23 protein-coding genes are annotated in these 23,308 nt (G+C 63.7%); all 23 read left to right on the top strand.

Annotation, left to right across the window (positions count from 1 at the left end):
• Position 1 precedes the first annotated feature (1 nt).
• The 23 genes from AAAX35_RS04620 (at position 2) to AAAX35_RS04510 (ending at position 23,299) form a co-directional block, all read left to right on the top strand.
• A complete protein-coding gene (locus AAAX35_RS04620) occupies positions 2-580 on the top strand; it encodes a hypothetical protein (RefSeq protein ID WP_349116886.1) in 579 nt (192 codons plus the stop codon).
• Positions 580-873 (top strand): hypothetical protein, encoded by a 294-nt coding sequence (locus AAAX35_RS04615; protein ID WP_217107465.1) that lies wholly within the window; start codon positions 580-582, stop codon positions 871-873. Before AAAX35_RS04620 ends, AAAX35_RS04615 begins: the two co-directional genes overlap by 1 nt.
• A gap of 152 nt (positions 874-1,025) precedes the next feature.
• On the top strand, positions 1,026-1,223 hold the full coding sequence (locus tag AAAX35_RS04610; protein ID WP_147356477.1) for a hypothetical protein: 198 nt from the start codon (positions 1,026-1,028) through the stop codon (positions 1,221-1,223).
• Positions 1,213-3,684 (top strand): hypothetical protein, encoded by a 2,472-nt coding sequence (locus AAAX35_RS04605; protein WP_349116885.1) that lies wholly within the window; start codon positions 1,213-1,215, stop codon positions 3,682-3,684. The genes AAAX35_RS04610 and AAAX35_RS04605 overlap by 11 nt, the downstream gene beginning before the upstream one ends.
• Positions 3,681-4,379 (top strand): distal tail protein Dit, encoded by a 699-nt coding sequence (locus tag AAAX35_RS04600; RefSeq protein ID WP_349116884.1) that lies wholly within the window; start codon positions 3,681-3,683, stop codon positions 4,377-4,379. The genes AAAX35_RS04605 and AAAX35_RS04600 overlap by 4 nt, the downstream gene beginning before the upstream one ends.
• Positions 4,380-7,634 carry a phage tail protein gene (locus tag AAAX35_RS04595; protein WP_349116883.1) on the top strand — a complete coding sequence of 1,085 codons (3,255 nt, stop codon included), beginning with the start codon at positions 4,380-4,382 and terminating at the stop codon, positions 7,632-7,634.
• Positions 7,635-7,637: 3 nt separating this feature from the next.
• Positions 7,638-8,051, top strand: coding sequence for a hypothetical protein (locus AAAX35_RS04590; RefSeq protein ID WP_349116882.1), 414 nt, complete (start codon positions 7,638-7,640; stop codon positions 8,049-8,051).
• A complete protein-coding gene (locus AAAX35_RS04585) occupies positions 8,048-8,782 on the top strand; it encodes a hypothetical protein (RefSeq protein WP_349116881.1) in 735 nt (244 codons plus the stop codon). The genes AAAX35_RS04590 and AAAX35_RS04585 overlap by 4 nt, the downstream gene beginning before the upstream one ends.
• A 9-nt stretch (positions 8,783-8,791) precedes the next feature.
• Entirely contained in the window at positions 8,792-9,700 is a 909-nt protein-coding gene (locus tag AAAX35_RS04580) for a DUF6273 domain-containing protein (protein ID WP_349116880.1), read from the top strand.
• A gap of 104 nt (positions 9,701-9,804) precedes the next feature.
• Positions 9,805-10,275: a hypothetical protein gene (locus AAAX35_RS04575; protein ID WP_349116879.1), complete on the top strand. Its 471-nt coding sequence runs from the start codon at positions 9,805-9,807 to the stop codon at positions 10,273-10,275.
• 364 nt (positions 10,276-10,639) lie between these two features.
• On the top strand, positions 10,640-11,824 hold the full coding sequence (locus AAAX35_RS04570; protein ID WP_349116878.1) for an RNA-directed DNA polymerase: 1,185 nt from the start codon (positions 10,640-10,642) through the stop codon (positions 11,822-11,824).
• A 170-nt stretch (positions 11,825-11,994) separates the two neighbouring features.
• Complete coding sequence (locus AAAX35_RS04565; protein WP_349116877.1) at positions 11,995-12,321, top strand: hypothetical protein; 327 nt, start codon at positions 11,995-11,997, stop codon at positions 12,319-12,321.
• Positions 12,321-12,488 (top strand): XkdX family protein, encoded by a 168-nt coding sequence (locus AAAX35_RS04560; protein WP_349116876.1) that lies wholly within the window; start codon positions 12,321-12,323, stop codon positions 12,486-12,488. Before AAAX35_RS04565 ends, AAAX35_RS04560 begins: the two co-directional genes overlap by 1 nt.
• Positions 12,489-12,508: 20 nt before the next feature.
• Entirely contained in the window at positions 12,509-12,922 is a 414-nt protein-coding gene (locus AAAX35_RS04555; RefSeq protein WP_217107474.1) for a hypothetical protein, read from the top strand.
• 10 nt (positions 12,923-12,932) lie between these two features.
• Positions 12,933-13,238 (top strand): hypothetical protein, encoded by a 306-nt coding sequence (locus AAAX35_RS04550; protein WP_161160241.1) that lies wholly within the window; start codon positions 12,933-12,935, stop codon positions 13,236-13,238.
• Positions 13,238-14,302 (top strand): peptidoglycan recognition family protein, encoded by a 1,065-nt coding sequence (locus AAAX35_RS04545; RefSeq protein ID WP_349116875.1) that lies wholly within the window; start codon positions 13,238-13,240, stop codon positions 14,300-14,302. Before AAAX35_RS04550 ends, AAAX35_RS04545 begins: the two co-directional genes overlap by 1 nt.
• A 304-nt stretch (positions 14,303-14,606) precedes the next feature.
• Entirely contained in the window at positions 14,607-17,330 is a 2,724-nt protein-coding gene (locus AAAX35_RS04540) for an HAD-IC family P-type ATPase (protein ID WP_349116874.1), read from the top strand.
• Between the two features lie 103 nt (positions 17,331-17,433).
• Positions 17,434-18,576 carry a zinc ribbon domain-containing protein gene (locus AAAX35_RS04535; protein WP_349114039.1) on the top strand — a complete coding sequence of 381 codons (1,143 nt, stop codon included), beginning with the start codon at positions 17,434-17,436 and terminating at the stop codon, positions 18,574-18,576.
• A 107-nt stretch (positions 18,577-18,683) separates the two neighbouring features.
• Positions 18,684-19,226, top strand: coding sequence for a peptidylprolyl isomerase (locus tag AAAX35_RS04530; protein WP_349110255.1), 543 nt, complete (start codon positions 18,684-18,686; stop codon positions 19,224-19,226).
• Positions 19,227-19,237: 11 nt separating this feature from the next.
• A complete protein-coding gene (locus tag AAAX35_RS04525; protein WP_055309859.1) occupies positions 19,238-20,542 on the top strand; it encodes a tetratricopeptide repeat protein in 1,305 nt (434 codons plus the stop codon).
• A gap of 127 nt (positions 20,543-20,669) precedes the next feature.
• Positions 20,670-21,701, top strand: coding sequence for a rod shape-determining protein (locus AAAX35_RS04520; protein WP_006236061.1), 1,032 nt, complete (start codon positions 20,670-20,672; stop codon positions 21,699-21,701).
• Between the two features lie 78 nt (positions 21,702-21,779).
• The gene (gene mreC, locus AAAX35_RS04515; RefSeq protein WP_082421788.1) at positions 21,780-22,721 is read left to right on the top strand and encodes a rod shape-determining protein MreC; all 942 of its coding nucleotides are present in this window, start codon (positions 21,780-21,782) and stop codon (positions 22,719-22,721) included.
• 11 nt (positions 22,722-22,732) lie between these two features.
• Entirely contained in the window at positions 22,733-23,299 is a 567-nt protein-coding gene (locus tag AAAX35_RS04510) for a rod shape-determining protein MreD (RefSeq protein WP_022094761.1), read from the top strand.
• The last annotated feature ends 9 nt before the right edge of the window (positions 23,300-23,308 follow it).

Here is a 23,308-nt window from a genome sequence, read left to right as displayed (position 1 = left end):
CATGGCAGAAAGCAACAAGAACAACGTCGCCAACGTCTCCAGCGCCAAGGGAGTAAAGGGCGGCTACATCTTCACCGCGCCCGCCGGAACGGCGCTGCCGACCGACTACAGGACCGCGCTGCCCGAGGCGTGGAAATGCCTCGGCTACATCAGCGAGGACGGCTACGTCGAGACGCTCGACAGCGACTCCGAGGACATCAAGGACATGAACGGCGACCTCATGGCGTCGCCGCAGACCTCCCGCGTCGAGAGCGCGCAGCTCACGCTCGCCGAGATCAAGGCCGCGACCCTCAAGGTCATGTACGGCTCCGGCAACGTCAAGGACGAGGCCGGCATGATCACCGTCAAGCACAACGGCGACTCCACTGAGACATGGCCCGCCGTGCTCGAGCTCGTGCTCAAGGACGGCCGCCGCTGGCGCAAGGTCGTGCCGCTCGCCCAGTCCTCCGAGCTGGACGACCTCACCCTCGCCGTGGGCGAGCTCGCCGCGCGCGCCCTCACGGTCAAGTACCTCACCGACGATGCCGGCAACACCTGCTACGACTACATCCAGTCCACCGAGACCTCGGAGGGCAAGTAATGACCGAGCTCACGTTCACCATCCCCGGTATCGACGGCGAGTTCACCGCCGACCTCGACGAGCTGCTCAGCTACAAGACGAACAAGCAGTTCGCCAAGAGCGAGACCGAGCCGGGCGGGATGTTCGAGGCCTTCGAGCGCGTCTTCGCGGGCCGCGACGAGGAGTACATGGAGCGCCTCGGCGGCTCCGTCGAGTCCACGGGCGTGCTCATGCAGGCCGCATTCGAGGCGGCGAAGGCAAAAAACTCCCAGGATTCGTCCTCGAGCTCGAAGGGCACCGTGCAGAAGTCGTAGCGGATTTCCGCCAGTACTACGGCATCGACCTCCCGCTCGAGGGCGGACCGGACGACCTCCGGCGCGCCGCCCTCCTGTGGGAGCAGCTGCCGGAGGAGTCGAGGTGCGCGCGCCGCATGTACCCGGAGCTCAAGTGGAGCGAGGAGACGTACATGCTCTGGCGCATCGAGCACCAGCTCAGGAGCCTCGCGTGGGGGCTGAGCGACAAGAAGCACCGGCCGCCGCAGGAACCGCAGCCGCTCAAGACGCCCGGGCAGCTCGCGGAGCTCAAGAGGCACCAGCGCAACGCCCTCGCGAACAGGGCGGAAATCGACGAGATTCTAGGATTAGGAGGACGGGATGGCGACTAGCGTAGGCTCGGCATGCATCACGCTCATGCCGTCCATGAAGGGCTTCGCCGGCAGCATCTGCTCGGAGTTCGGCGACACGGGCTCCAAGGCCGGAAAGTCATTCGGCGACTCGATGACCTCCGGCGTGGACGGCGGGGTCAAGCGCTCGGGCGGGCTGCTGAGCGGGCTCGGCACCGTCGCAAGGGGCGTGGGCACCGTCGCCGCGACTGGCATGGGCGCGCTCACCACGGCGGTGACCGCAATCGGCGGCGCTGCGGTATCCGCATACGCCGACTACGAGCAGCTGGTCGGTGGCGTCGATACGCTCTTCGGCTCCGCGTCCGGCAAACTGCAGGGATACGCCGCGGATGCGTACAAGACGTGCGGCATGAGCGCAAACCAATACATGACCCAGGCGACCAGCTTCGCCGCATCGCTCGTGAGCTCGTGCGGCGGCGACGTGGCGAAGGCCGCCGAGTCCGCCAACACGGCGATGGGCGACATGGCGGACAACGTCAACAAGATGGGCTCGGACATGGCCGACGTCAAGAACGCCTACCAAGGTTTTGCCAAGCAAAACTACACGATGCTGGACAACCTGAAGCTGGGCTACGGCGGCACGAAGTCCGAGATGGAGCGACTCATCGCGGACGCCAACAAGCTGCGCGCGGCGCAGGGCAAGACCGCCGACCTCACCATCGACAGCTACGCCGACGTGGTCGAGGCCATCCACACGGTGCAGTCCGAGATGGGCATCACCGGCACGACCTCCAAGGAGGCCGCGACGACCATCTCCGGCTCCATCGGCATGGCCAAGGCATCATGGGAGAACTTCCTCACCGGTCTGGGCCGAGACGACGTGGACTTCTCGCAGCTCACCGAGCAGCTGCTCACGTCCGTCGGCGCCGTGGCCAAGAACATCGCGCCGCGCGTCGCGCAGATCGGGCAGGGCATCATCAAGGCGCTCCCCGCGGCGCTCTCAGGCATCGCGTCGGTGCTCACGCCCATCGTGTCCGAGGCGCTCGCCACGGCGTGGAACATCGCCGTCGGGGCGCTCGCCGGCATCGGAATCAAGCTGCCGAAGGTGGACTCCTCGCAGATCTGCTCGGCGCTTCAGGCCATCCTTGGTGTGGCCACGTCCGTCGGTAACGGCATCAAGGCGGCAATCGGGTTTATCGCGCCGCTCATCGCGCCAATCGGCACGGCGCTGCTCAATATCGCGCAGGCCGTGCTGCCGGTGCTCTCCACCGGCATACAGGTGGTGCTCGGCATCGTGCAGGCGCTGTCGCCGGTCATCGGCTTCCTGGTCACCGTCATCGCGGACGTAATGACGACCGTCTCGCAGCTCGTCGCCATCGCCATGCCCGCCGTGCAGTCCGTGCTGTCCGCCGTGCTTGCGGCGATGCCGCTCATCCAGGGCGCGATTCAGGTGGCGATGGGCATCATCTCCGCCGTCTGGAACGCGGTCTGGCCGGTGATCTCTGCTGTCCTGACCGGCGTGATGGATGCAATCTCCACTGCCGTCCAGGTCGCGATGGCCGTGGTGCAGACGGTCATCTCCACGGTCACCGCCGCGATAAGCGGAGACTGGGATACGGTCTGGAACACCATCAAGTCGGTAGCCGAGCTCGTCTGGTCTCAGATAGAGTTCGCCGTGCGAGCGGCCATCGGGGTCGTCGAGTCCGTGATAACGTCCACGCTCGATGGAATCAGCTCGGTTTGGTCGAGCGTGTGGGACACCGTCCGCGATTTCGCCGAGGTGGTCTGGGGACGCATCAAGTTCGCCGTCAACTCGGCGATAAATCAGGTCAGCGGCGTGATCAGCTCCGTGCTCAACAGCATCAGCTCCACGTGGTCGAGCATGTGGGGGAGCATCAAGAGCGCCTGCTCGTCCATCTGGGAGGGCATCAAGAGCGCGGCGTCCAACGGAATCAACTCCGTCTACAGGACCGTCACGAGCATCAAGGGCAAGATCACCGGATTCTTCTCGGGTGCGCGCAATTGGCTCTTTAACTCCGGCAAGTCGATACTCAACGGCCTGAAGGACGGCATCATGTCCGCTATCGGCTCGGTGACCTCGGCGGTCTCCGGCGCAGTCTCCAGAATCCGCTCCTTCTTCCCGTTCTCGCCGGCAAAGGTCGGCCCCTTCTCCGGGCACGGCTACACGACCTTCTCGGGCAAGGCCCTCATGCAGGGCTGGGCGCAGGGCATCGGCACCGGCACCGGCGCCGTGGTCTCCGCCATCAGCGGCGCCATGGACACCGCGCAGGGGATGCTCTCGACGGGCCTGACCGTCGCGCCGTCCGCTGTCTACACTCCGGCGCGTCCCGAGGAGGATTCCGACGACGCCCTCGCCGGCATCCTGTCCGTCCTCGAGCAGATCAGGGACAAGGACGGAAACCTGTACATCGACTCGGAGCGCGTCTCCTCCGCCATCGCGATGCGCGGCAGGCACACGCTCGCCGCAAGGGGGTTCGCATGATATTCGGCGGAATCGACCTAACGCCGTATCTGCTGGTGACCAAGGTCACGAGACCGATTGTTCCCAAGGTGCGGCTCGATGAGACCGAGGTCCCCGGCATGGACGGCACGCACGTCCGCGCCAAGGGCCTCGAGCCCGTCGAGATAGCGGTCGACTGCAACATCGTCGGCGGCTCCCTCGACGAGGTTGCCGAGGCAAGGGCCGTGCTCGCCTCGGCGCTGTCCGGTGGCGAGAAGGCCCTCGTGCTCGACGACGCTCCCGAGCGCTACATGCTCGCGCGCTACAGGGGAGGGGCGGAGCAGGGGCGCAACGCACACATGCCGAATCTCACGCTCGGGTTCTACTGTGCAGACCCCGCCGCCTACGGGCAGCGGCGCTCCGAGCAGGTGACGGCATCCCAGCGCGCCGTCGCCGCCGGGGGCAACTACAGGGCCTACCCTACGGTCACGTGCAAGCCCCCGGCAGGCTCGAGCTGGACAATCACCAACGTCTCGACCGGGCGGTTCGTCCGCGTCGAGGCGTCGTTCACGGGCGCACAGACCGTCGTGCTGGACATGCGCGCCGAGCGCTGCACGGTCAACGGCGCGGACTGGCCCGTGACCGTCGCGAGCGACTTCTTCTCGCTCGACAGCGTGCAGCAGATCAAGACGAGCGGCGGCACCGCGACGCTCGAATGGGAGGAGAGGTGGCTCTAGGTGCGAATTGACGTATACACGTGGCAAGACGCCTACGTATCGACAATCGGCCCCGAGGAGCTGCTCTCCCTCATCCATACCGACGAGCTCAACGGTGAGGATAGCGTGGACATCGTCACGACCTTCGCGCTCAAGCAGGGCTACCGCCTCGTGTGGGTCGACCGCCTCGGCAAGGTCCACGAGCACGTCTGCCAAGACCCCAAGGGCCTCCACGCCGGAGGCGATACGGTCTACACGGACACGGCGATCAACTCAATCTGCGAGACGTACGGCGACTATATCGAGGACAAGCGCCCCTACGGCTACGGCTTCTTGCGGGCGCTGAATGTCTGCCTTGGGCCGACCCGCTGGACCGCCGGAACGGTCGACCAGACCGGCACCGTCGACAAGGGCCTGACCTTCTACCACACCTCGGCGCGCGAGGCGCTCCAGTCAATCTTGAAATGCGGCGGTGAGCTTGAGACTGAAATCACCGTATCCGGCGGCAGGGTGACCTCTCGCAGGGTGGGCATCCGCTCGCATCGAGGCGCGAAGGGCGGCCACCGCCGGTTCACCTACACCAAGGACCTGACATCGGTATCACGCACCGAGCACTACGGGGCGATCACTGCCTGCTACGGGTATGGAAAGGGCATCGAGACCGACACGGGCGGCTACGGGCGCAAGCTGACGTTCGGCGACATCAACAACGGCAAGAACTACGTGGAGGACGCGACCGCGCTCAAGCTGTACGGGCGACCCGACGGCAGGGGCGGGCACGCCCACGTGTTCGGGCAATATGAAAACTCGAACTGCGAGGACGCGGCGACCCTGCTCGCCGAGACCCACGCGTACTTCGACTCCCGCAAGGAGCCCGGCATGACCTACGAGGCCGACGCCGTCGACCTCGTGCAGTTCGGTCGAGATTGGGAGGGCGTCGCCGTGGGCGACGACGTCCAGATCGTCGACACGTGCTTCAGCCCGGCGCTGCGCTGTGAGGGCCGCGTGACCAAGCTCGTGACCGACGAGCTTGGCGGCTCCATGCGCGTGACGCTCGGGAACGTGACCGAGACAATCACGGACATGTTGCTGGCGCAGCAGCAGAAAGTGTCCAGCCTGTCGAAGCGCTCGTCCAACTGGGACGTGGCGGCATCGACGCCGCCATCGTACCTCCAGCAGGTCATGGACAGCATGAATACGCAGTTCAACCTCGCGGGCAACAGCTACGTCCACACGAGCTTCGAGCGCGGCCTGATCTTCGGCTCCGTGCCCCTCGACGCGGACGGCCGCTCGACGACCGGCGACGGCATGGCCATGCAGCTGTGCTCCCAGGGCTTCCGCATCGCCTCCGGCTGCAAGGCCGACGGCTCGTGGGACTGGTGCACCTTCGGCACCGGCGCGGGCTTCACCGCCGACCTCATCACGGTCGGCACGCTCATGGGCGATCTGATCAAGGCCGGAACCATCCAAGACAGGAGCGGCAAGAACTACTGGAACCTCGACGAGAGCGAGGTCCATCTAGGCCCCGGCGCCAAGCTCGACGGCAAGGACATCGCCGTCGCCGATGCCGTGATAGCGTCGGTGGACGTCGAGTACGCCCAGGGAACGTCGCGTGTCACCGAGCCGCAGGGCGGATGGCAGACAACGGCGCCGCAATGGGTGTCGGGCAAGTACATCTGGACGCGCACCAAGACCACCATGCAGTCCGGTGACATCGAGTACAGCGAGCCCGTGTGCATCAGCGGCATCGATGGCGCCAAGGGCGACAAGGGCTCGACCGGTACCGGCGTGCGCGGCATCGTCGAACAGTACTACCTGTCCACGAGCTCCACGGCGCAGTCCGGCGGCAGCTGGTCGGAGGCTCAGCCCGCGTGGGCGAAGGGCAAGTACATCTGGACGAGGAGCAAGGTCACGTGGACGGACGGTTCGGTCACCTACACCGCGCCGTGCCTCGCTAAGGCCATCAACGGCAGCAACCAGATGGCCGGCAGCGCCATCGCGGCGCGCGTGAAGCTCTACGCCAAGAATCAATCGGACAGCGTGCCGCCGATCAATGCGCAGAACCCAGAGCTGGGATGGTCCGAGGACCTCCCACAATGGTCGAACGGATACTTCGTCTGGTCGATGGAGCGCGTCACCTACGGGGACGGCTCAGTGACCCACACGGCGCCGGTGCTGGAGGCCGCGTACAACAAGGCCTACCAGAGCGCGCACGACCTCACGGGCTCGCTCAACGGCCTCGACACGACGGTGCAGGACCTCGCCAAAGACGGTGTGGTGACCGAAGCGGAGAAGGCCGCGGTCAAGAAGGCCAAGCAGGACGTCGAAAAGGAGCGCGAGGAGCTCACGAGCCAGTACAACGCGCTGAAGTCGAACAAGGCCCTCAGCGCCCAGTTCCTCTCGTCCGTCCTCGGCCCGCGCTACACCAAGGCCTTCGGCACGACCGATGAGGGCGGCACGTACGGCGCCTACGCCGACAAGGTCGACAAGGTGCTCAAGTGCAAGACAGCTGAGGAGCTCAAGGCGTCGATGGACGAGTACGACGCGGCCTACGGCGCCTACTCGAGCGCGGTCAAGGACTACGCCGATGCCGCGACCGGGGCGCGCCACGCCATCGAGCAGAAGGACGCATCGGATTACGCCGATGGCATCCTGAGCGCCTACGACGAGCAGATGGACCAGAAGGCCATCTTCGACCGCCTGACGAACGGCGGCGCAGACCAGGGGCTCTACATGAGCAACAACAGGGTCTACGTCAACGCGACATACATCGCAACCGGGACTCTCGCGGACGCAAAGGGGCGCAACTCGTGGAACCTCAAGGAAGGCGTGCTGACGACCAACTACATGACGGCGAAGAACATCACGGCAACCGGCAGCTTCACCGGGGGAAACCGCAGCAGCGGGTACGCCATGGAGCTCGACTCGAGCGGGAAGCTGGCGGGATTCAAGGACGGCACGCAGTACGGCTACATCGAATGCTCCTCAACGTCACATGACATCGACAATCCGTCGATTATCTACCACGGACTGCAGCTGCAGGGACAGGGCGTCGTGCGAGTCTCGACCCCGAGGCTCAGCGTGAGCGGCAGTGCCGACACGAGCGTCACGACGTGGTCAGGCCTGACGACCAAGGTCGGAGCGGCATACCACCCGCTTTACACGGAGAACGGCAAGAAATATTTCAACGACCAGTCCCAGACATCGTCGGTGCTCGAGTTCAGGAACGGCCTGCTGATCGGCGTGTCGACAATGCCGTCCGGGTGGAGCGGATAAGAGATGAAAGGACAAGAAGGAATGGAAGCAAGCAAGAAGATCGTCGTGGGCTACGCGGTCCACGACATCATCGGCAATAACGAGCAGTGCCTGACGGAGTACGATCCGGAGGTGCTCCAGCGCGCCGAGGACGGCGGCCTCGTTTTCGTCGCCCAGTACGACGACGGCTCGCGCGAGGTCGTCAAGGCCGCGGACGTCCGCAAGCCTGACCCCACGGTCAACGGCATCCCGCTGGCGACCGCCGGGTACGTCGATGAGCGCACCGCCGCCACGGTCGCCGTGTTCGACGCGATCTCGGCCATCGTCGACCCGCAGCCGGCCACGGCCGACGAGACGGGGGAGGGAACCGAGGCCGTCGACCCGGTCGAGGCCTTCAGGGCCGCGCTCGCCGCGCTCAAGGCGCTGGGGGCCAAATGATCAACCACGCTATTGCGCTCGACATGCGCAAGCGCCCGGGCACAGTCCCGCAGCGCGTCACCGTGCGCAGGGGCGAGACGCAGACCCAGAAGATAACGGCGTCGCTCACCGTGGACGGCGCCGCCTACACGCCGACCTACCAGTCCGCGCGCCTGTGCGTGCTCCACGCCGATGGAACGTGGGCTCGCTGCGCCGCCACCGTCGGCACGGCATCGGTGAGCGCCACGCTGGCGCCGGAGGCCGTCAACGGGGTGGGGAAGTGCCGTCTTGCGTACTTCGAGTTCTACGCCAACGGGGCCTCCGAGACGACCGAGGACTTCGCGCTCGTCATCCTGGGAAATGTGGACGGGACAACAGGGCCTGCCGTCAGCTACGACCAGGAGCTCGACGAGCTCTACAGGAAGTGGAGCACTGAGCTTTCTCGGCTCGGTCAATCCGCGTTCGATGCGGCATCCGCCGCTAGCGGTGCGGCGTCGAGGGCCGATGCGGCGGCAAGCGCGGCATTGCAGATCGCGAACGCGGCGGCGCAGGGCGCCGCCGGCGAGTCCGACATCGCCGAGCTGCGCCGCCAGAACGGCCAGCTCGCGACGATGCTCGCCGACGCGACAGACAAGTTCATCTACATGGACGGCACGGTCTACTGCCCTGCCGGCAAGGCGTCGGTATCCGGGGGCACGGTGACGTTCGGCAGCACGTGCTCGGTATCGGGCAGCACGGTAACCCTTTCCTAAGGAGGATAAATGGCAAATGCAAAGACGCTGGTCGTAGGCGGCCAGCCGCTCAACGTCATCGACGATACCGCGCGCAGCAACGCGCAGACGGCGCTCAACAACGCCGAGTACAACCGCCAGAGCCTCATCGGCAAGTACGGCGGGCAGAACATCGCCACCATCCTGGCGGGAGAAATCGGCAGCGGCAGCGTGTACGACGCGCTGCATAAGCGCATCGCCGCCGCGAACTTCGCAGGACTTCGCGTGGGCGACTACCTGGACGTGCCGCTTGTGAGCGCATCCGCCGTCACCACACAGCAATCTGTGCGGTTCCTGCTTGCCCACATCGACCCGTACCTTTACTGCGGCGACAACAGCAAGGGACACCATATCGCGTTCGTGGCGTCCGCTCCCGTGCCCGTAGCCAAGACCGTGACCGGCGTGGCAAACGACAGCTTCCTGATGTGGAACACCACCAACACGAACCAGGGCACCGCCGATCGGAAATGCCCCTACCCCAACAGCAACCTCAAGGCGTGGGAGACGGCCTTCGAGGCGTGCCTGCCCGAGGGGCTGACCAAGTACCTGCTTACCCAGCGCGTGCTGCTTGAGGAGCGGTACAGCGCCAGCGGCGCGCTCAACGACTCCAACTCGTGGAGCTGGCAGGATATCGGCAAGGTGTTCTCGCTGTCGGAGATGGAGGTGTACGGCTGCCCCGTGTGGGGGACGAAAGGCTACAGCGTGGGCTTCGACTGCCAGTTTGACCTGTTCCGAGACACGGCGCACCGAGTCAACGGAAATCGGTACCATTGGTGGCTGCGTTCCGTTGCGTCGGGCTCCGCGTCCTACGTGTGCTATGTCTCCAACGACGGCGGTGCCGACTACGCCTCGGCGACGGGCGTCTGGGTTCGCCCCCGCCCCGGCTTCCTCGTCGGCTAGCCAGCCGAGTGCTCTATACTCTGCTTTTAGGCGACCGCCTTGCGCGGTCGCCTCCTGCCCGCGAAGCGGGCCGTTTTTTTCGCCAGTTTCCCCAGGAGGTGCACGTGAGCGGCGTCTACCAGCGCAACCGCGAGGTGTCCGAGTACAAGTTCTTCACACAGGCCATCGCCATCCGCGTGGAGGTTAATAAGCTGATGGCGTCCTCCTCAGTAGTGCCCAAGGCCTACAGGCTGCTGAACGCGGTGCCGACCGTGGAGACGGCGCGCAGCATCGTGTACAACGTCAACCGCGCCGACTGCTTCTATCCCAACAGCTCGTTCAACGCGCTGGAGAGGAAACGCTACCTGACGCTGGCCATAGCGGACTGCGAGCAGCTTATGCTGGACATGCAGTGCCTCATGGATATCGGCCTGCCCGTGAACGCCAACCGCTTCGAGGGGCTGGCGGCCATGGTCGAGGAGGAGATCAAGCTGCTAAAGGGCGCGCGCAAGAACGTGCGCGTCACCGGCAAGAAGTCCACCGAGGAGCGCATAGCCGAGGCCGAGGCCGAGCTAGAGCGCCTGCGTTCGCTATAATGGACGGCGGTCGCGCCTTGTCTATCGGTACAATTGGTGGCTGCGTTCCGTTGCGTCGGGCTCCGCGTCCAACGTGTGCTATGTCAACAACAACGGCAATGCCAACTACAACTCGGCGACGAACGTCTGGGTTCGCCCCCGCCCCGGATTCCCTTATTGCCAGACCGAGTAGGCCCCAGAGCCGAAAGCAGAGCGCGAAGAGGAAGGAAGGCGCGACCGTCGGGCATGCGCCCGTAAATACGCACCCCGCGAGGGTGGCCGGACGCTGCTTGCATGGCGCGGCGCTCCGTGGCTTCGCCGCGTTTCATGGCCATACCTCAAGCGGCTGCCAGAGCCACATTGCAAGCCGCGCGGGGTGCCTCCTGTGAACTCCGAGCAAAGGCGGGTGGCGCGCCGCAAGCGCCGCGAGGAGAAGCGCGCGCAGGCCAAGGCCGAGCGCGTCAAGGCGTGCACGCTTGATACCGTGGCCGACCTCAACAGCCTGTGCAAGGCATCGAAGCAGGCCGCGCGCGGCGTGATGTGGAAGGCATCCACGCAGCGATACATGAAAAGCTACCTGCGCAACGCCGTCCTGTCCCGCCGCGACCTTTTGGAGGGGCGCGACATATGCCGGGGCTTCATACGGTTCGACCTGTGGGAGCGCGGAAAGCTGCGCCATATCAGCGCCGTACACTTCCCCGAGCGCGTGGTACAGAAGTCCCTGGCACAAAACGCGCTCGTTCCCGCCATAGTCCCCACTCTCATAGCCGCCAACTCCGCGAACATAAAGGGGCGCGGCACCGACTACGCCCTGAAGCTGCTCAAGCGCCACCTGGCCGACAACTGGAGGAGGCACGGCGGCGATGGCTACATACTGCTCGGCGACTTTTCCGACTACTTCGCCCGCATAGCGCACGGCCCCGTCAAGGAGCAGGTGGCTGCCGCGCTGCTCGATCCGCGAGTAATCGACCTTGAGCACCGCCTGATTGACGCGCAGGGCGAGGTGGGCCTGGGGCTGGGCAGCGAGCCGAACCAGATATGCGCGGTGGCACACCCCAACCGCATCGACCACTATGTGACCGAGATGCTGCGCCCCGAGTCTTACGGGCGCTACATGGACGACTTCTACCTGATACACGAGTCCAAGGACTACTTGCAGGTGTGCCTGCTGCTGATAGAGGGCAAATGCGCCGAGCTGGGCATCGAGCTGAACCCGCGCAAGACGCGCGTGGTGAAGCTCACGCGCGGGTTCATGTGGCTGAAGAAGCGCATCTTCTACACGGAGACGGGCCGCATAGTCGTGAAGCCGTGCCGAGACTCCATAACGCGGGAGCGCCGCAAGCTCAAGAAGATGGCCCGCATGGTCGCCGATGGCATCATGACCCCCGAGCAGGTGGAGCAGAGCTACCAGAGCTGGCGCGGAGGCATGAAGCGGCTGGACGCGCACCGCAGCGTGCAGGCCATGGACGCGCTGTACCGCAGCCTGTTCGGAAATCTCGCGCAGGGGGGGGGGTGCTCAATGCAGGCCAACCAGAGGGACGATTCAAGCGGAAGCAAGCCCTCGCAATAGCGGAGAACCGGCAACTCAAAGCAGCGGCCTAAGCGAAGCGGCTGCGAAATAACAGAAGCATCGAAGGCGTGCTGCGGCGCGCCTTCTTCCTTTGCGCCCATCAAAGCGGCTCGGCAATCTCACGGCGCTAATACGATGGCGGCACATTCCCCGACAAGAGAGGAGTCCGCATGGACACTGAGGAAGACATGCCGCGCCCCAGCGAGCTTCAAGATGGCACCATGGCCGAGGTCAACGCCCTGCGCGATCTGCTGTCGCAGATCGGCGACCACGACGCGGCGCACGACGCGGGCGTTATCGACGATGACGAGTACGCTGAGCGGAAGGCGCGAAAGCTCGCCTACACCGCGGCGCTCGCCGCCTACGACAGCGGCGAGACGCCCGACGTGTCGGCGCTGCTCGACCAGATGCGCGAGCAGGCGTCGCAGCCGACGCAGACCGAGCAGAACACGGCAAACATCGACTACCTGCTCATGACGGTCGGAGGTGACCAGTAATGCCGACGAAGAAGACCGACGAGCACTCCAAGCACTTCGCGCTCGTCAAGAAGTACTACGACCGACCTCTTTGGAGCAAGGTACGAGTGCATAAGGCAGTCGAGTGCAAGTGGATTACCGCCGACGAGTACAAGGACATCACCGGCGAGGAGTACACGGCCGAATAGGCGGAAGGAGGGCGCTCAGGATGGAAGTGCTCAAGCTCTTTGCGCCATATGGGCCGGGATGGCTCGGTGGCGTCCTTCTCGGCCTCATAGCGTTCTACTTCGGCCGCCAGTTTTTGGATGAATACAAAAGGCAGAACGAACGCAAGGCCGGCATCGACCTGAAGCGCGAGGAGCGCAAGCAGGCGGAGGTCGACGAGCGCGCGCAGCGCGACCGCGAGCGGTCCGAGATGGAGGGCCGCATCGCCGCGCAGATGGAGCGCAGCAACAGCCTCATGGAGGCGATGAAGACGCTCATGGAGTCAGTCGTCACGTCGAACGAGGTGCTGCACGCCGACTTGGCGCACAGCCAGGCGAGGAGCCAGGGCATGGCGGAGAAGGTCGACCACATCTGCGACCGCGTCGACCTGATCTACAGCAAGGAATCCGACAGATAGGAGCAATCGAATGAATGAGATCCAGGCGGGCCTCACGGTGTGCACGGTGCTGGTCGTGCCGTACATCGTGCAGGCCATCAAGACGAAGGCGATGACGGGCAATGTCGCCCGCTGGACGGCCATCGCCGTCTCGGCGGGATGCGGCGCCCTCACGGCCATGTCGGGCGGCGTCCCGACCGAACCCTCGGCGTGGGTGACGTCCATCTTCGCCGCAGTCGGCGGCGTGCAGGTGGCCTATGCGGCCTTCAAATCAGTCGGCATCACGGACAAATGGCTGGACGCCCTGCTGGCGCTCGGCGACATCAAGGAGGACTAATGGCAGACTTCGCAAACGTCCAACCGGACGAGTACAAGCTTCTGGGGCGCAACTTCTCCGCAGGCCGCCCGTTCGGCATCAGGGGCGTGACCATCCACCACATGGCCGGCGACCTCAACGCCAGCCAGTGCAACGGCATTTGGGGTGCCAACGGCTGCTCGGCGCACTACTCGGTTGACCGCAACGGCTACATCGTGCAGCACGTCAACGACACCGACCGCGCCTACGCCTGCGGCGACGGAATCGGCACCGGACGCGGCAACGACACGACTATCTCGATTGAGCACGCCAACAGCGGCTCAAACCCATGGACGGTGCACGAGAAGGCAATCGAAAGCGGCGCGCATCTGGTCGCAGCCCTGTGCCTGTACTACGGCCTCGGTCGTCCCGAGTGGTGCAAGAACGTCTTCCCGCACCGCTATTGGAGCGCCACGGCCTGCCCCGGCGAGCTTGCGGGCTCCCAGCGCGACCATTACATGCAGCGCGCCCAGGCGTGGTATGACGCCATGAAGGGCGGCAAGGCACCAGCCCCCTCCACCGCCGCTAAGCCTGCCGCGGCAAAGCCCGCTCAGGCGGCATCCGGCGGCTTCTCGAAGGCATCTGGCAAGCGTGTCCCCGTCCACTACTCCCTCCACCTCAAGGGCGGCGGCTGGCTGGACGAGGTGACCGACTTCGGCGCCGGGGACAACGGCTTTGCAGGGTATCCGTGTCGACAGCACGACCTGCTGTGCGCACGCGTCGACCGCGGCACGCTCAAGTATCAGGTGCATACCATCGAGGACGGCTGGCTCGATTACGTTTCCAAGGGCGACCGCAACGACACCGTGAACGGCTGCGCGGGTATCGTCGGTCATACCATCGACGGCGTGCGCATGTACTACGTGACCCCGGGCGGCGAGGAATACAAGCAGGCGTGGTACCGCTCGCAGACCACCGCACGCGCCGGATGGCTCGATACCGTGTGCGACGACGGCTCCACCTACGGCGGCGACGACTACGCCGGTTTCTATGGTGAGCCGCTCGACCGCTTGCAGGTGCGCGTCACCGACGGCAACCCGTACTAGCATGATCGCGTTGGCATTCGTGCTCGGCTCGCTCTTCGGCGGCACCGTGGCGACAATCGGGCTCTGCATCGTGAGCATCAACCGGCATTAGCCGCAGCCCGCTCGGGTTTTCCCGGGCGGGTTTTTTCTCGAGAAAAGGTGTCGCTACGCCGCCCGTGGTATCCTGAGCAGCACGACGGTCCCAACGGCGCAGATCTCGGTTCTAGAATCTATGCAGACGGGGCACCATCGAACGTAAGACCGTCCGAACCTCGCATGGTCCGGGCGGTTTTTCTTATACCGACGCGACGTGATGGGACGTGGTATGGCAGCAACGGATATCGAGCGCGGACTCTCAACCGCCGAGGTCGAGGAGCGTATCGCCGCCGGTAAAATCAACCGCAACATGGAACTCAAGACCAAGTCGGTCAAAGAGCTCATCATCGAGAACCTCTGCACGCTGTTCAATTTGATCAACGTGATCTTGGCGTTCCTGGTCATTTTGACCGGTTCGTTTAAGAATCTGACGTTCCTGTTCGTGGTGTTCCTCAATACCGCTATTGGCGTCATTCAGTCCATGCGTTCCAAGAAGATGGTCGATAAGCTCACGCTGCTGACCTCCAAGAAGGCCATCGCGGTGCGCGATGGCGCCGAGGTGGAGCTCGACCTGGACCAGATCGTGCTCGACGACATCATCCGCCTGGGGCGCGGCGACCAGATTCCCGCTGACGCCGTGGTGGTTTCGGGCGAGGCGCTCGTGAACGAGAGCCTGCTGACGGGCGAGAGCGACCTTATTAAGAAACAGCCCGGTTCCGAGCTCATGAGCGGCAGCTTTATCGACTCGGGCCTGCTGCGCGCCCGCGTGATCCATGTCGGCGCCGACAACTACGTGGCCAAAATTAATAACGAGGCCAAGTACGTCAAAAAGGTCAATTCCGAGATCATGAACGCGCTTAACGCCATCGTGCGCTTTGCGAGCATCATCATGATTCCGCTTGGCCTGGCTCTGTTCGCCTCGAGTGTAAGTGGGCTGTGGGATGCCGCGGGAACCCCGGGCGATAGCGCGCTTTCGTGGTGCTTCTCCGAGCTGTTGGCTGGTCATGTGCCTTCGTCGGCGCTGCTGTCCACGGTGGGCGCCCTGCTGGGCATGATCCCGCAAGGCCTGGTGCTGCTGACCTCGTCGGTGCTCGCCATCGCCACGGTGCGCCTGGCCCGCCGCAAGGTGCTGGCGCAGCAGCTCTACTGCATCGAGACGCTCGCGCGCGTCGACGTGCTGTGCCTGGACAAGACGGGCACCATCACGTCGGGTCGTATGGAGGTCGAGGGCACCTACCCGCTGCCTGTTGAGGGTGTTGGCTTTGGCGTGGACTCGGAGGAGGCGGCTGTTCCCGTCGATACCACAGTGCTCGATTTTGCGCTGGCTAACGTCGCGCGTGCGACTTCGGCCGATGCCAACGAGACCTGCCAGGCGCTGCTCAACTATTACGCCGATCGCCCGGTCGAGGTGTTTGAGCCGCTGTCGGTCATTCCGTTCTCGTCGTCTAAAAAATGGAGTGGCGCTTCTTTTGCGCAGGGCTCCTATGTGATGGGTGCCGCGCAGTTTGTGCTCTCTGATCGTGTGTTTTCGCAGGTCGAGAACCGTGTCGCCGAGCTTGCCGATACCTGCCGCGTGCTCGTGGTGGCGCGCGTGGACGGCTTTACACCCGATGGGGATATGGTGGGCGAGGCCGAGCCCGTGGGCTTTGTGACCATCCGCGACGAGATTCGTACCTCGGCGGCCGAGACCATCGGCTACTTTAACGAGCAGGGCGTGACCCTCAACGTGATCAGTGGTGACGACCCGCGTACGGTGTCGTCGATCGCGCGCGTGGTGGGCGTGCCAGGGGCGGACGCTTATGTGGACGCTACGACGCTCGATACGCCGGCCAAGCTCGATGCCGCAGTGGACCGCTACCATGTCTTTGGTCGTGTGACTCCGCAGCAGAAGCGCGAGCTCGTGCAGGCGCTCAAGCGCCGCGAGCACACCGTGGCCATGACGGGCGACGGCGTCAACGACGTGCTGGCGCTCAAGGAGGCCGACTGCTCCGTCGCCATGGCGGCCGGCTCCGATGCCGCGCGTAACGTGGCCGAGATCGTACTCGTCGACAACGACTTTGCCTCGATGCCCGCCGTGGTGGCCGAGGGCCGTCGCTCCATCAACAACCTGCAGCGTTCGGCCTCACTGTTCCTGACCAAGACGCTGTTCTCGATGGGCCTGGCGGCGCTGTGTATCGCGCTGCCGCCGTACCCCTTCGACCCCATCCAGATGACGCTCATCAACTTCTTCTGCATCGGCGCGCCGGGCTTTGTGCTGGGTTTGGAGCCCAACAATGCTCGCGTGAAGGGGTCATTTTTGACCAATGTGCTCAAGCGTGCACTGCCGGCGTCGATTGCGGTCATTTTGGCTGCGGCGCTCGATATCTTTGTGGCGCGCGTGTTTGGCTTTAGCCAGCTCACGCTGTCTACGATGTGCCTGCTTACGTCCTGCGCGGCGAGCGTCAGCCTGATCTGGCGCATCTCGCAGCCTCTCACGCCCTTACGTGTGGTGCTTTTTGTGTTTGTAGTCGCCGGCATCCTAGTGGGCGCTATCGGATTCCCGGAGCTGCTGTCTATTGCCAACCTGTCGATGGGCCAGATGGTTATCTTGGCTGTCATCGTGATCTTTACCTGCTCGGTGTTCTTTAAGCTCGCCACGATGATGGATTCGCTCAAGCCGCGTCGTCGTCATGCCGCAACTGGTTTTGGCCGCGGTGTGCGCGTCCGCCTGGGTCGCGGTGGCGGCAAGGTGAGCTCGACGGGTTCGACGGCCGAGCGTTTTGCCAAGCGCGTCGCCGCCGACATGGCGCAGCGCCGCGAAGATCGCACCGTTCGCGAGGCCGAGGCCCGCGCGCTCGAGGGCGTGGCCCAGGCCCAGCCCAAGAAAAAGAGGAGTGCCGGAGCCAAGCGCTCTCGCGTGACCAAGTCCGCCCAAGGCATCAAAGTCTCGATGCCAAGCAAAAAGAAGAAGTAGCTACGCGCCCTGGCGATGTTGAATTGGTGCCTTGTTCCTGTGGGGCCGTGGCGATGTTATGCTCTAACCTCGATTGTTTGAATTGCTTCGAAAAGAGGATGCCGTGATCTGCCCGCATTGCCTTAAGACTATCGAGGACGGCGCCTCGTTCTGCCCCTACTGCAACGCCTATGTGGGTCCGGGCGACGGTCCCGAGCACACCGAGTTCGTGTTCTGCGAGGGCTGCGGTGCCCGTCTTTCTCCGCATGATCGCACGTGCCCCAAATGCGGACGCCCCGCTCCGGGTATCCTCTCCGAGGACGCGGCCGCATCCGACCTGGCAGCGGGCCGCACGGCGGGCTTTCCGCGCCTAACGCAAGAGCAGATCGATACCGAGGTGCCGCATGCGCCAGCCTCTGCCGCTGCGGTGCTCTCAGACGCCGCCGACCCCAATGAGACCTGCGTGCTGCCTGCTTTCGATAAGGATTTCGGTATCCCCAAGGTCGATATTCCCACGCCCGTTTCCCTGCATGACGATGCTCAAAAAACCAAGCGCAAGGTGCACCCCGACGAGGACGCCTATCACAAGCACAAGCGTCATATCCCCAAGCCGCTCATCGTCATCGCGGTCCTTGCCGTCCTTTGCGGCGGTGCCTATTGGTTCGTGACGACCGATCCCATGGGTGTCATGCCTGGCTTCTATGACCAGTTTGGCCAGGCCGCGCAGACGACCTTCCCTACGCGCCAAAAGGGCGAGGCGACTGAGGACGATACCAAGCAGGACGATTCTGCCGAGGTGGTCCAGGAAGAAACCGTGCTCACCGATGATCAGCTCTATACCAGGCTCGACGGTCTGTATCAGACCATCGTGTCCTACGGTGACGAGGACCAGATCGGCGAGGTCATCGATTCCTTTAACAACGGTTATCTCCGAACGCCGCTGTCCACCCGTCAGGAGCTGTCGCAGAGTGCCTACGCCCTGCGCGACCAGATCAAAAAGACGCAAGATGAGCTTAACAACCTTAAGTATCAGGACGATACGGTCTATGCGGATGACATCGCCCACTTAAAGCAGCTTGCCGAGTGGATGTACGAGCGTGTCGACGTGATCTGTCAGAGCTGGGACATCTCGCTGGCCATTCCTGATGGTGAGTCGATGAGTTCCCACCAAAGCGATATCCTGGCGCCCATCGCGCAGGGCGGCAACAGCGCACTGAACCAGTACGACGCCAACGTGGGCTCCTGGAAGCCGCAGCAGCGTTCCTAAAATTAGTTCGCCATAGTCGGCATAACCTACGTGCGCAATTGATGTAAGCGCATGCTTATTGCTACAATTCGTACAAATATGCTTTAAACGCACGAGGAAGGAACCACATGTTTGGTTTTAAGAAAGAGCTCTACACGCCCGAGTATCAGCTTACCGGCGACGAGTGCGCCGTTATCGAGACGTCGAAGGGTACCATCAAGGTTAAGTTTGACGGCGAGGGCGCTCCCATTCATGTCGCGAACTTCTGCGAGCTTTCCACGATGGGTTTCTATGATGGCCTTAAGTTCCATCGCTATGTGCCCGGCTTTGTCATTCAGGGCGGCGACCCCAATACCCGCGATATGTCCGGCGCCGACGTCGCTGCCGGTCTTGAGGGCCCCGACGGCATGCCCGGTACCGGTGGTCCCGGCTACTGCATCAAGGGCGAGTTTGCCACCAATCCGCGCAACAGCCATGTCGATGGTGCCCTTGCCATGGCACGCTCCATGGACCCCGATTCCGCGGGTTCGCAGTTCTACTTCTGCCTGGGTGCCCAGCATAACCTCGATTCCGGTTACACCGTCTTTGGTACAACGGTCGAGGGTCTCGATGTGATTTCGCAGCTGCGTGCCGGCGACGAGATCGTCCATGTCGAGATCGTTCACGAGTAAAGGGGACTTCCTTGAATAGCCAGCTGATCCAACAGGGCCGCGCCGCTTACCGCGCGGGTGATTTTTCCGCTGCAGCCCAGATGCTTGGGGCGGCAAAAACTCCCGATGAGATTATGGGCGAGGCCGATCACCTTCGTGGCAACGCCTTGATGCACCTGGGCATGTATGCCGAGGCCGCCGAGGCCTATGCCGCCGCCCTCAACGACGGCACCTATGGCAAGCGCGGCGCGCTGCTCACCAACCGCGGCAAGGCACTCGCCGCCGTGGGCGACTACACGACGGCCGCCCAGGCGTTTTCTGCCGCTACGCAGGACGCTTCCTATGCCACGCCGTTCAAGGCCTATCTGGGCCTGGGCAATGCGCTGTTCCAGTCGGGCGACTATGCCAACGCGGGTACTGCCTTCCGTCAGGCTGCCATCGACGGCGCCAATCCGGCCCCTGCCGCCGCACTCGGCGAGCTCGGTCGTTGCTTCATTAAGCTCGGCCGTCCGGCGGATGCCGTGGAGACCTACCGCACGGCTATCGACTTTGCCGGCCCCCGCGACGACACGCGTGCGCTCAACGCCGGCATGGGTCAGGCGCTTTCTGCCGCCGGCCGTCCCTCCGACGCACTCGACGCCTTTAACGCCGCTACTGCCGATGGCATCTACCAGCTCACCTCCGAGCAGGCCGATGAGCTTGCCCGCGTGCACGATTCGCTTGCCGCGCTGTCTGCCCAGACGGCTATGGCCACGGCTCCGGCGCCCGCGATGGACGCTCCTGCCGTCGATCCGCTCGATCCTACGGGCGCGACCGGCCAGTTTATGCCCGATCCCTCGGATACCGGCTTCTTTACGCTGTCCGAGTCCGAGATGGTCCAGCAGGACCGTCAGGATCGTAAGCAGGCCAAGGTCCGTCGTCGTCATCGCCACACGGGTCTCAAAGTCTTCATCGTGCTGCTTCTGCTCATTTTGATCGCCGCGGGCGGTCTGGGCTTTGCCTACACGCGCGGCTTTGGCTTCCCGTCCCAGGAGTCTGTCGTTACCGATCTGTTCCAGGCTGCCGGCGACGGTGACACCGCAAAGGCCGAGTCTTGCCTGGCCTCGAGCCTGTCCGAGGACGCCAAGTCGATGATCATCTCCTCGATTCCGCAGGGTGCCACCGTGTCCGTCGAGGGCATGGATCAGTCCATGACCGAGACGACCGCCAAGGTTAAGGCTTCGCTGTCCAAGGGCGGCGAGCAGGAGTACACCGTCAAATTCGTGCGCTCCGATAACCATATCGGCTGGGCCGTTTCCTCGCTCGATATGGATTTCTCGGCTGCTGACAACCAGTAGTGACCTTATGGGATTTAGCTTTGCCCGGCGCTTCACCGCAAGTGAGGTGCCGGGCTTGCGCTAGTATGATGAGCTAGTAGTTTTCCAGCAATCATCCAACACATCAGGAGTTGCGTTGTTTTCTTTGATGGATATGTTCTTCGGTAGCTATGCGGGCGATCTTGCCATCGACCTCGGCACCGCAAATACGCTTGTCTCCGTGCGCGGCAAGGGCATCGTCATCCGCGAGCCCTCCGTCGTCGCCATCGACAAGAACGACGAGCGCATCCTCGCGGTCGGTATCGAGGCAAAGCGCATGCTCGGCCGTACTCCCGGCAACATCGTGGCCGTTCGTCCCCTGAAGGACGGCGTCATCGCCGACTTCGACGTTACCGAGGCCATGCTCCGCTACTTTATCGACAAGGCTTCCGAGAAGCGCTATCCGTGGACCCCGCGTCCGCGTGTTGTCGTCTGCGTTCCCTCCGGCGTCACGTCGGTCGAGAAGCGTGCCGTATTTGAGGCCACGATCCAGGCCGGCGCTCGCCAGGCCTACCTGATCGAGGAGCCCATGGCTGCCGCTATCGGCGCCGACCTGCCCGTCGAGGAGCCCACCGGCTCCATGGTCATCGACATCGGTGGCGGTACTACCGAGGTCGCCGTTATCGCCATGGGCGGCATCGTCGTCTCGCAGTCCATCCGTATTGCCGGTGACGAGTTCGATCAGGCCATCCTCACGCACGTTCGCGATGCCTACAACCTGGCCATCGGCGAGCGTACGGCAGAGGACATCAAGATCAAGGTCGGTTCCGCCGTGCCGCTCAAGGACGAGCTCGACGTCGAGGTCAACGGCCGCGACGTGATCACCGGTCTGCCCAAGACCGTACGCATCGAGAGCGAGGAGATTCGTCGCGCACTCAACAAGCCGCTCGACGAGATGGCCAAGGCCGTTAAAGACGCACTCGACGCTACGCCTCCCGATCTCGCCTCGGACCTTATGTACTACGGCATTTTGCTGACTGGTGGCGGCGCGCTGCTGCGCGGTCTCGACGTGCGCCTGCGCGATGAGACCGGTGTTTCGGTCAACGTCAGCCCCACGGCGCTCGATAATGTCGTTAACGGCTGTGCCCGCGTGCTCGAGGCCAATGCGTTTGATGGCGGCTTCGTCCAGACCAATGCTTAATTTCCAAAAGGTGGATTCCATTTGGCACGATCTTCGGGTTTCTCCACAAATCTGAATACCAAGCGACAATCAACGGGTATGCGCCCGTTGATTGTTTTCAGCCTGATTTCGGTGTTGCTGCTCACGTTTTACATCCGCGAGGGCGAGGCAGGACCGATTCATGCCGTGCGTTCGGGCGTAACGACGATTACCTCGCCGGTGCGCTTTGTGGGTTCGGCTGTGGCGGCTCCCTTCAATGCGATTGGCAACGTGTTCTCTAACCTTACGGCGTCGCAGGACACGCTTGACGAGCTTAAGAAGCAAAACGAGGAACTGACCTCTAAGGTTGCCGAGCTCTCCGAGGCTCAAAAGACCGCTGAGCGTCTGGAAGGGCTGGTCGGCCTGCAGTCGACCTACAACCTTAAATCGACCGCAGCTCGTATTGTCGGTGCCTCCGGCGATGCTTGGACCTCGACCGTTACCATCGACAAGGGCTCTGCCGACGGCCTTACCATCAACATGCCCGTGACGAGTTCTGCCGGTGTCATCGGCCAGATTATCGAGGTATCGGCCAAGACCTCTACCGTGCGCCTGATTGGCGACGAGAACTCGGGTGTGTCCGCCATGGTGCAGGACACGCGCGCCCAGGGCATGCTGCAGGGTCAGGCTGACGGCACGCTGCGTCTTGAGTACGTGAGCGTCGACTCCGATGTTAAGGTTGGCGACATCATCGTGACCTCGGGCATTGGCGGCGTGTTCCCCAAGGGTCTACCGCTCGGCACCGTCTCGTCGGTTGAGAAATCGGCAAACGACGTGTACTACACCATTGTGGTGCGCGCCCAGACGACGGCCGAGAACAACGAGGAAGTGCTGGTCATCACCTCGCTGACCGACGAACAGTCGGCCTCGGACGAGGACGTGAGCACGGCCAACAGCACGCCGCAGGGAACGTCGCGCGACGCTGCGACCAAGACGAAGGACGAGAGCTCGGATGACAGTTCCGACACGTCCGAGACGACCGATTCCGGCTCGAGCGAATAGGGGGCATGTCCATGGATCTACACGAGCAGGGGATGAGCTCCCGCACGTTTGTGATCGCCGCCATCGTGTGCGTGCTGCTGCAGGCAGGCCTGGCACCGCAGATCTCCATTGCGGGCGGTCGCGTCAACTTCATGATTATCCTGGTGTGCCTAAGCGTGTTCTCGGGCGACCCGACCCGTGCCGTCGTGTGCGGTTTTTGCAGCGGCTTGTTCTATGACCTGTCCGCTGCCGTGCCGGTGGGCGTTATGTCGCTCCTGCTGACCGTGGGTTCTTTTGCCCTGGTGCACAGCGCCGTCGGTCAGACGGGCGGTACCCCGAGTGCGCGCGGCGTCACTGTGGGCGCCTTTGCGCTCGTCATTAATGTGATCTACAGCATCATCTTGCTGTTTATGGGTTTGGAGACGAGCTTTGTCGTGGCGATCTTCGGCCATGCGCTGCCGTCCTCGATCCTGACGGGTCTGGTTGCCATTCCGTTTTTGATGTCCGGCGTCGTGCCGCAGTCCGGCTATGGATTCTCCGCACGTGGCGGACGCCAGACGGGTATGCGCTTTAAGCCCAAGACCCGCAAGCTCAAATAGGGGAGGCCC

This window comes from Collinsella sp. CLA-ER-H11, assembly GCF_040092445.1.
Taxonomy (GTDB): domain Bacteria; phylum Actinomycetota; class Coriobacteriia; order Coriobacteriales; family Coriobacteriaceae; genus Collinsella.
The sequence above is the reverse complement of the archived record's forward strand: the minus strand, read 5'-3'. Positions and strand labels throughout refer to the sequence as shown.

Coding starts and splice junctions, on each gene's coding strand:
- AAAX35_RS04585 (WP_349116881.1), top strand. CDS start 8,048: ATGATCAACCACGCTATTGCGCTCGACATGCGCAAGCGCCCGGGCACA.
- AAAX35_RS04590 (WP_349116882.1), top strand. CDS start 7,638: ATGAAAGGACAAGAAGGAATGGAAGCAAGCAAGAAGATCGTCGTGGGC.
- AAAX35_RS04530 (WP_349110255.1), top strand. CDS start 18,684: ATGTTTGGTTTTAAGAAAGAGCTCTACACGCCCGAGTATCAGCTTACC.
- AAAX35_RS04580 (WP_349116880.1), top strand. CDS start 8,792: ATGGCAAATGCAAAGACGCTGGTCGTAGGCGGCCAGCCGCTCAACGTC.
- mreC (WP_082421788.1), top strand. CDS start 21,780: ATGCGCCCGTTGATTGTTTTCAGCCTGATTTCGGTGTTGCTGCTCACG.
- AAAX35_RS04565 (WP_349116877.1), top strand. CDS start 11,995: ATGGACACTGAGGAAGACATGCCGCGCCCCAGCGAGCTTCAAGATGGC.
- AAAX35_RS04610 (WP_147356477.1), top strand. CDS start 1,026: ATGCTCTGGCGCATCGAGCACCAGCTCAGGAGCCTCGCGTGGGGGCTG.
- AAAX35_RS04615 (WP_217107465.1), top strand. CDS start 580: ATGACCGAGCTCACGTTCACCATCCCCGGTATCGACGGCGAGTTCACC.
- AAAX35_RS04510 (WP_022094761.1), top strand. CDS start 22,733: ATGGATCTACACGAGCAGGGGATGAGCTCCCGCACGTTTGTGATCGCC.
- AAAX35_RS04550 (WP_161160241.1), top strand. CDS start 12,933: ATGAATGAGATCCAGGCGGGCCTCACGGTGTGCACGGTGCTGGTCGTG.
- AAAX35_RS04605 (WP_349116885.1), top strand. CDS start 1,213: ATGGCGACTAGCGTAGGCTCGGCATGCATCACGCTCATGCCGTCCATG.
- AAAX35_RS04620 (WP_349116886.1), top strand. CDS start 2: ATGGCAGAAAGCAACAAGAACAACGTCGCCAACGTCTCCAGCGCCAAG.
- AAAX35_RS04560 (WP_349116876.1), top strand. CDS start 12,321: ATGCCGACGAAGAAGACCGACGAGCACTCCAAGCACTTCGCGCTCGTC.
- AAAX35_RS04545 (WP_349116875.1), top strand. CDS start 13,238: ATGGCAGACTTCGCAAACGTCCAACCGGACGAGTACAAGCTTCTGGGG.
- AAAX35_RS04600 (WP_349116884.1), top strand. CDS start 3,681: ATGATATTCGGCGGAATCGACCTAACGCCGTATCTGCTGGTGACCAAG.
- AAAX35_RS04555 (WP_217107474.1), top strand. CDS start 12,509: ATGGAAGTGCTCAAGCTCTTTGCGCCATATGGGCCGGGATGGCTCGGT.
- AAAX35_RS04540 (WP_349116874.1), top strand. CDS start 14,607: ATGGCAGCAACGGATATCGAGCGCGGACTCTCAACCGCCGAGGTCGAG.
- AAAX35_RS04520 (WP_006236061.1), top strand. CDS start 20,670: ATGGATATGTTCTTCGGTAGCTATGCGGGCGATCTTGCCATCGACCTC.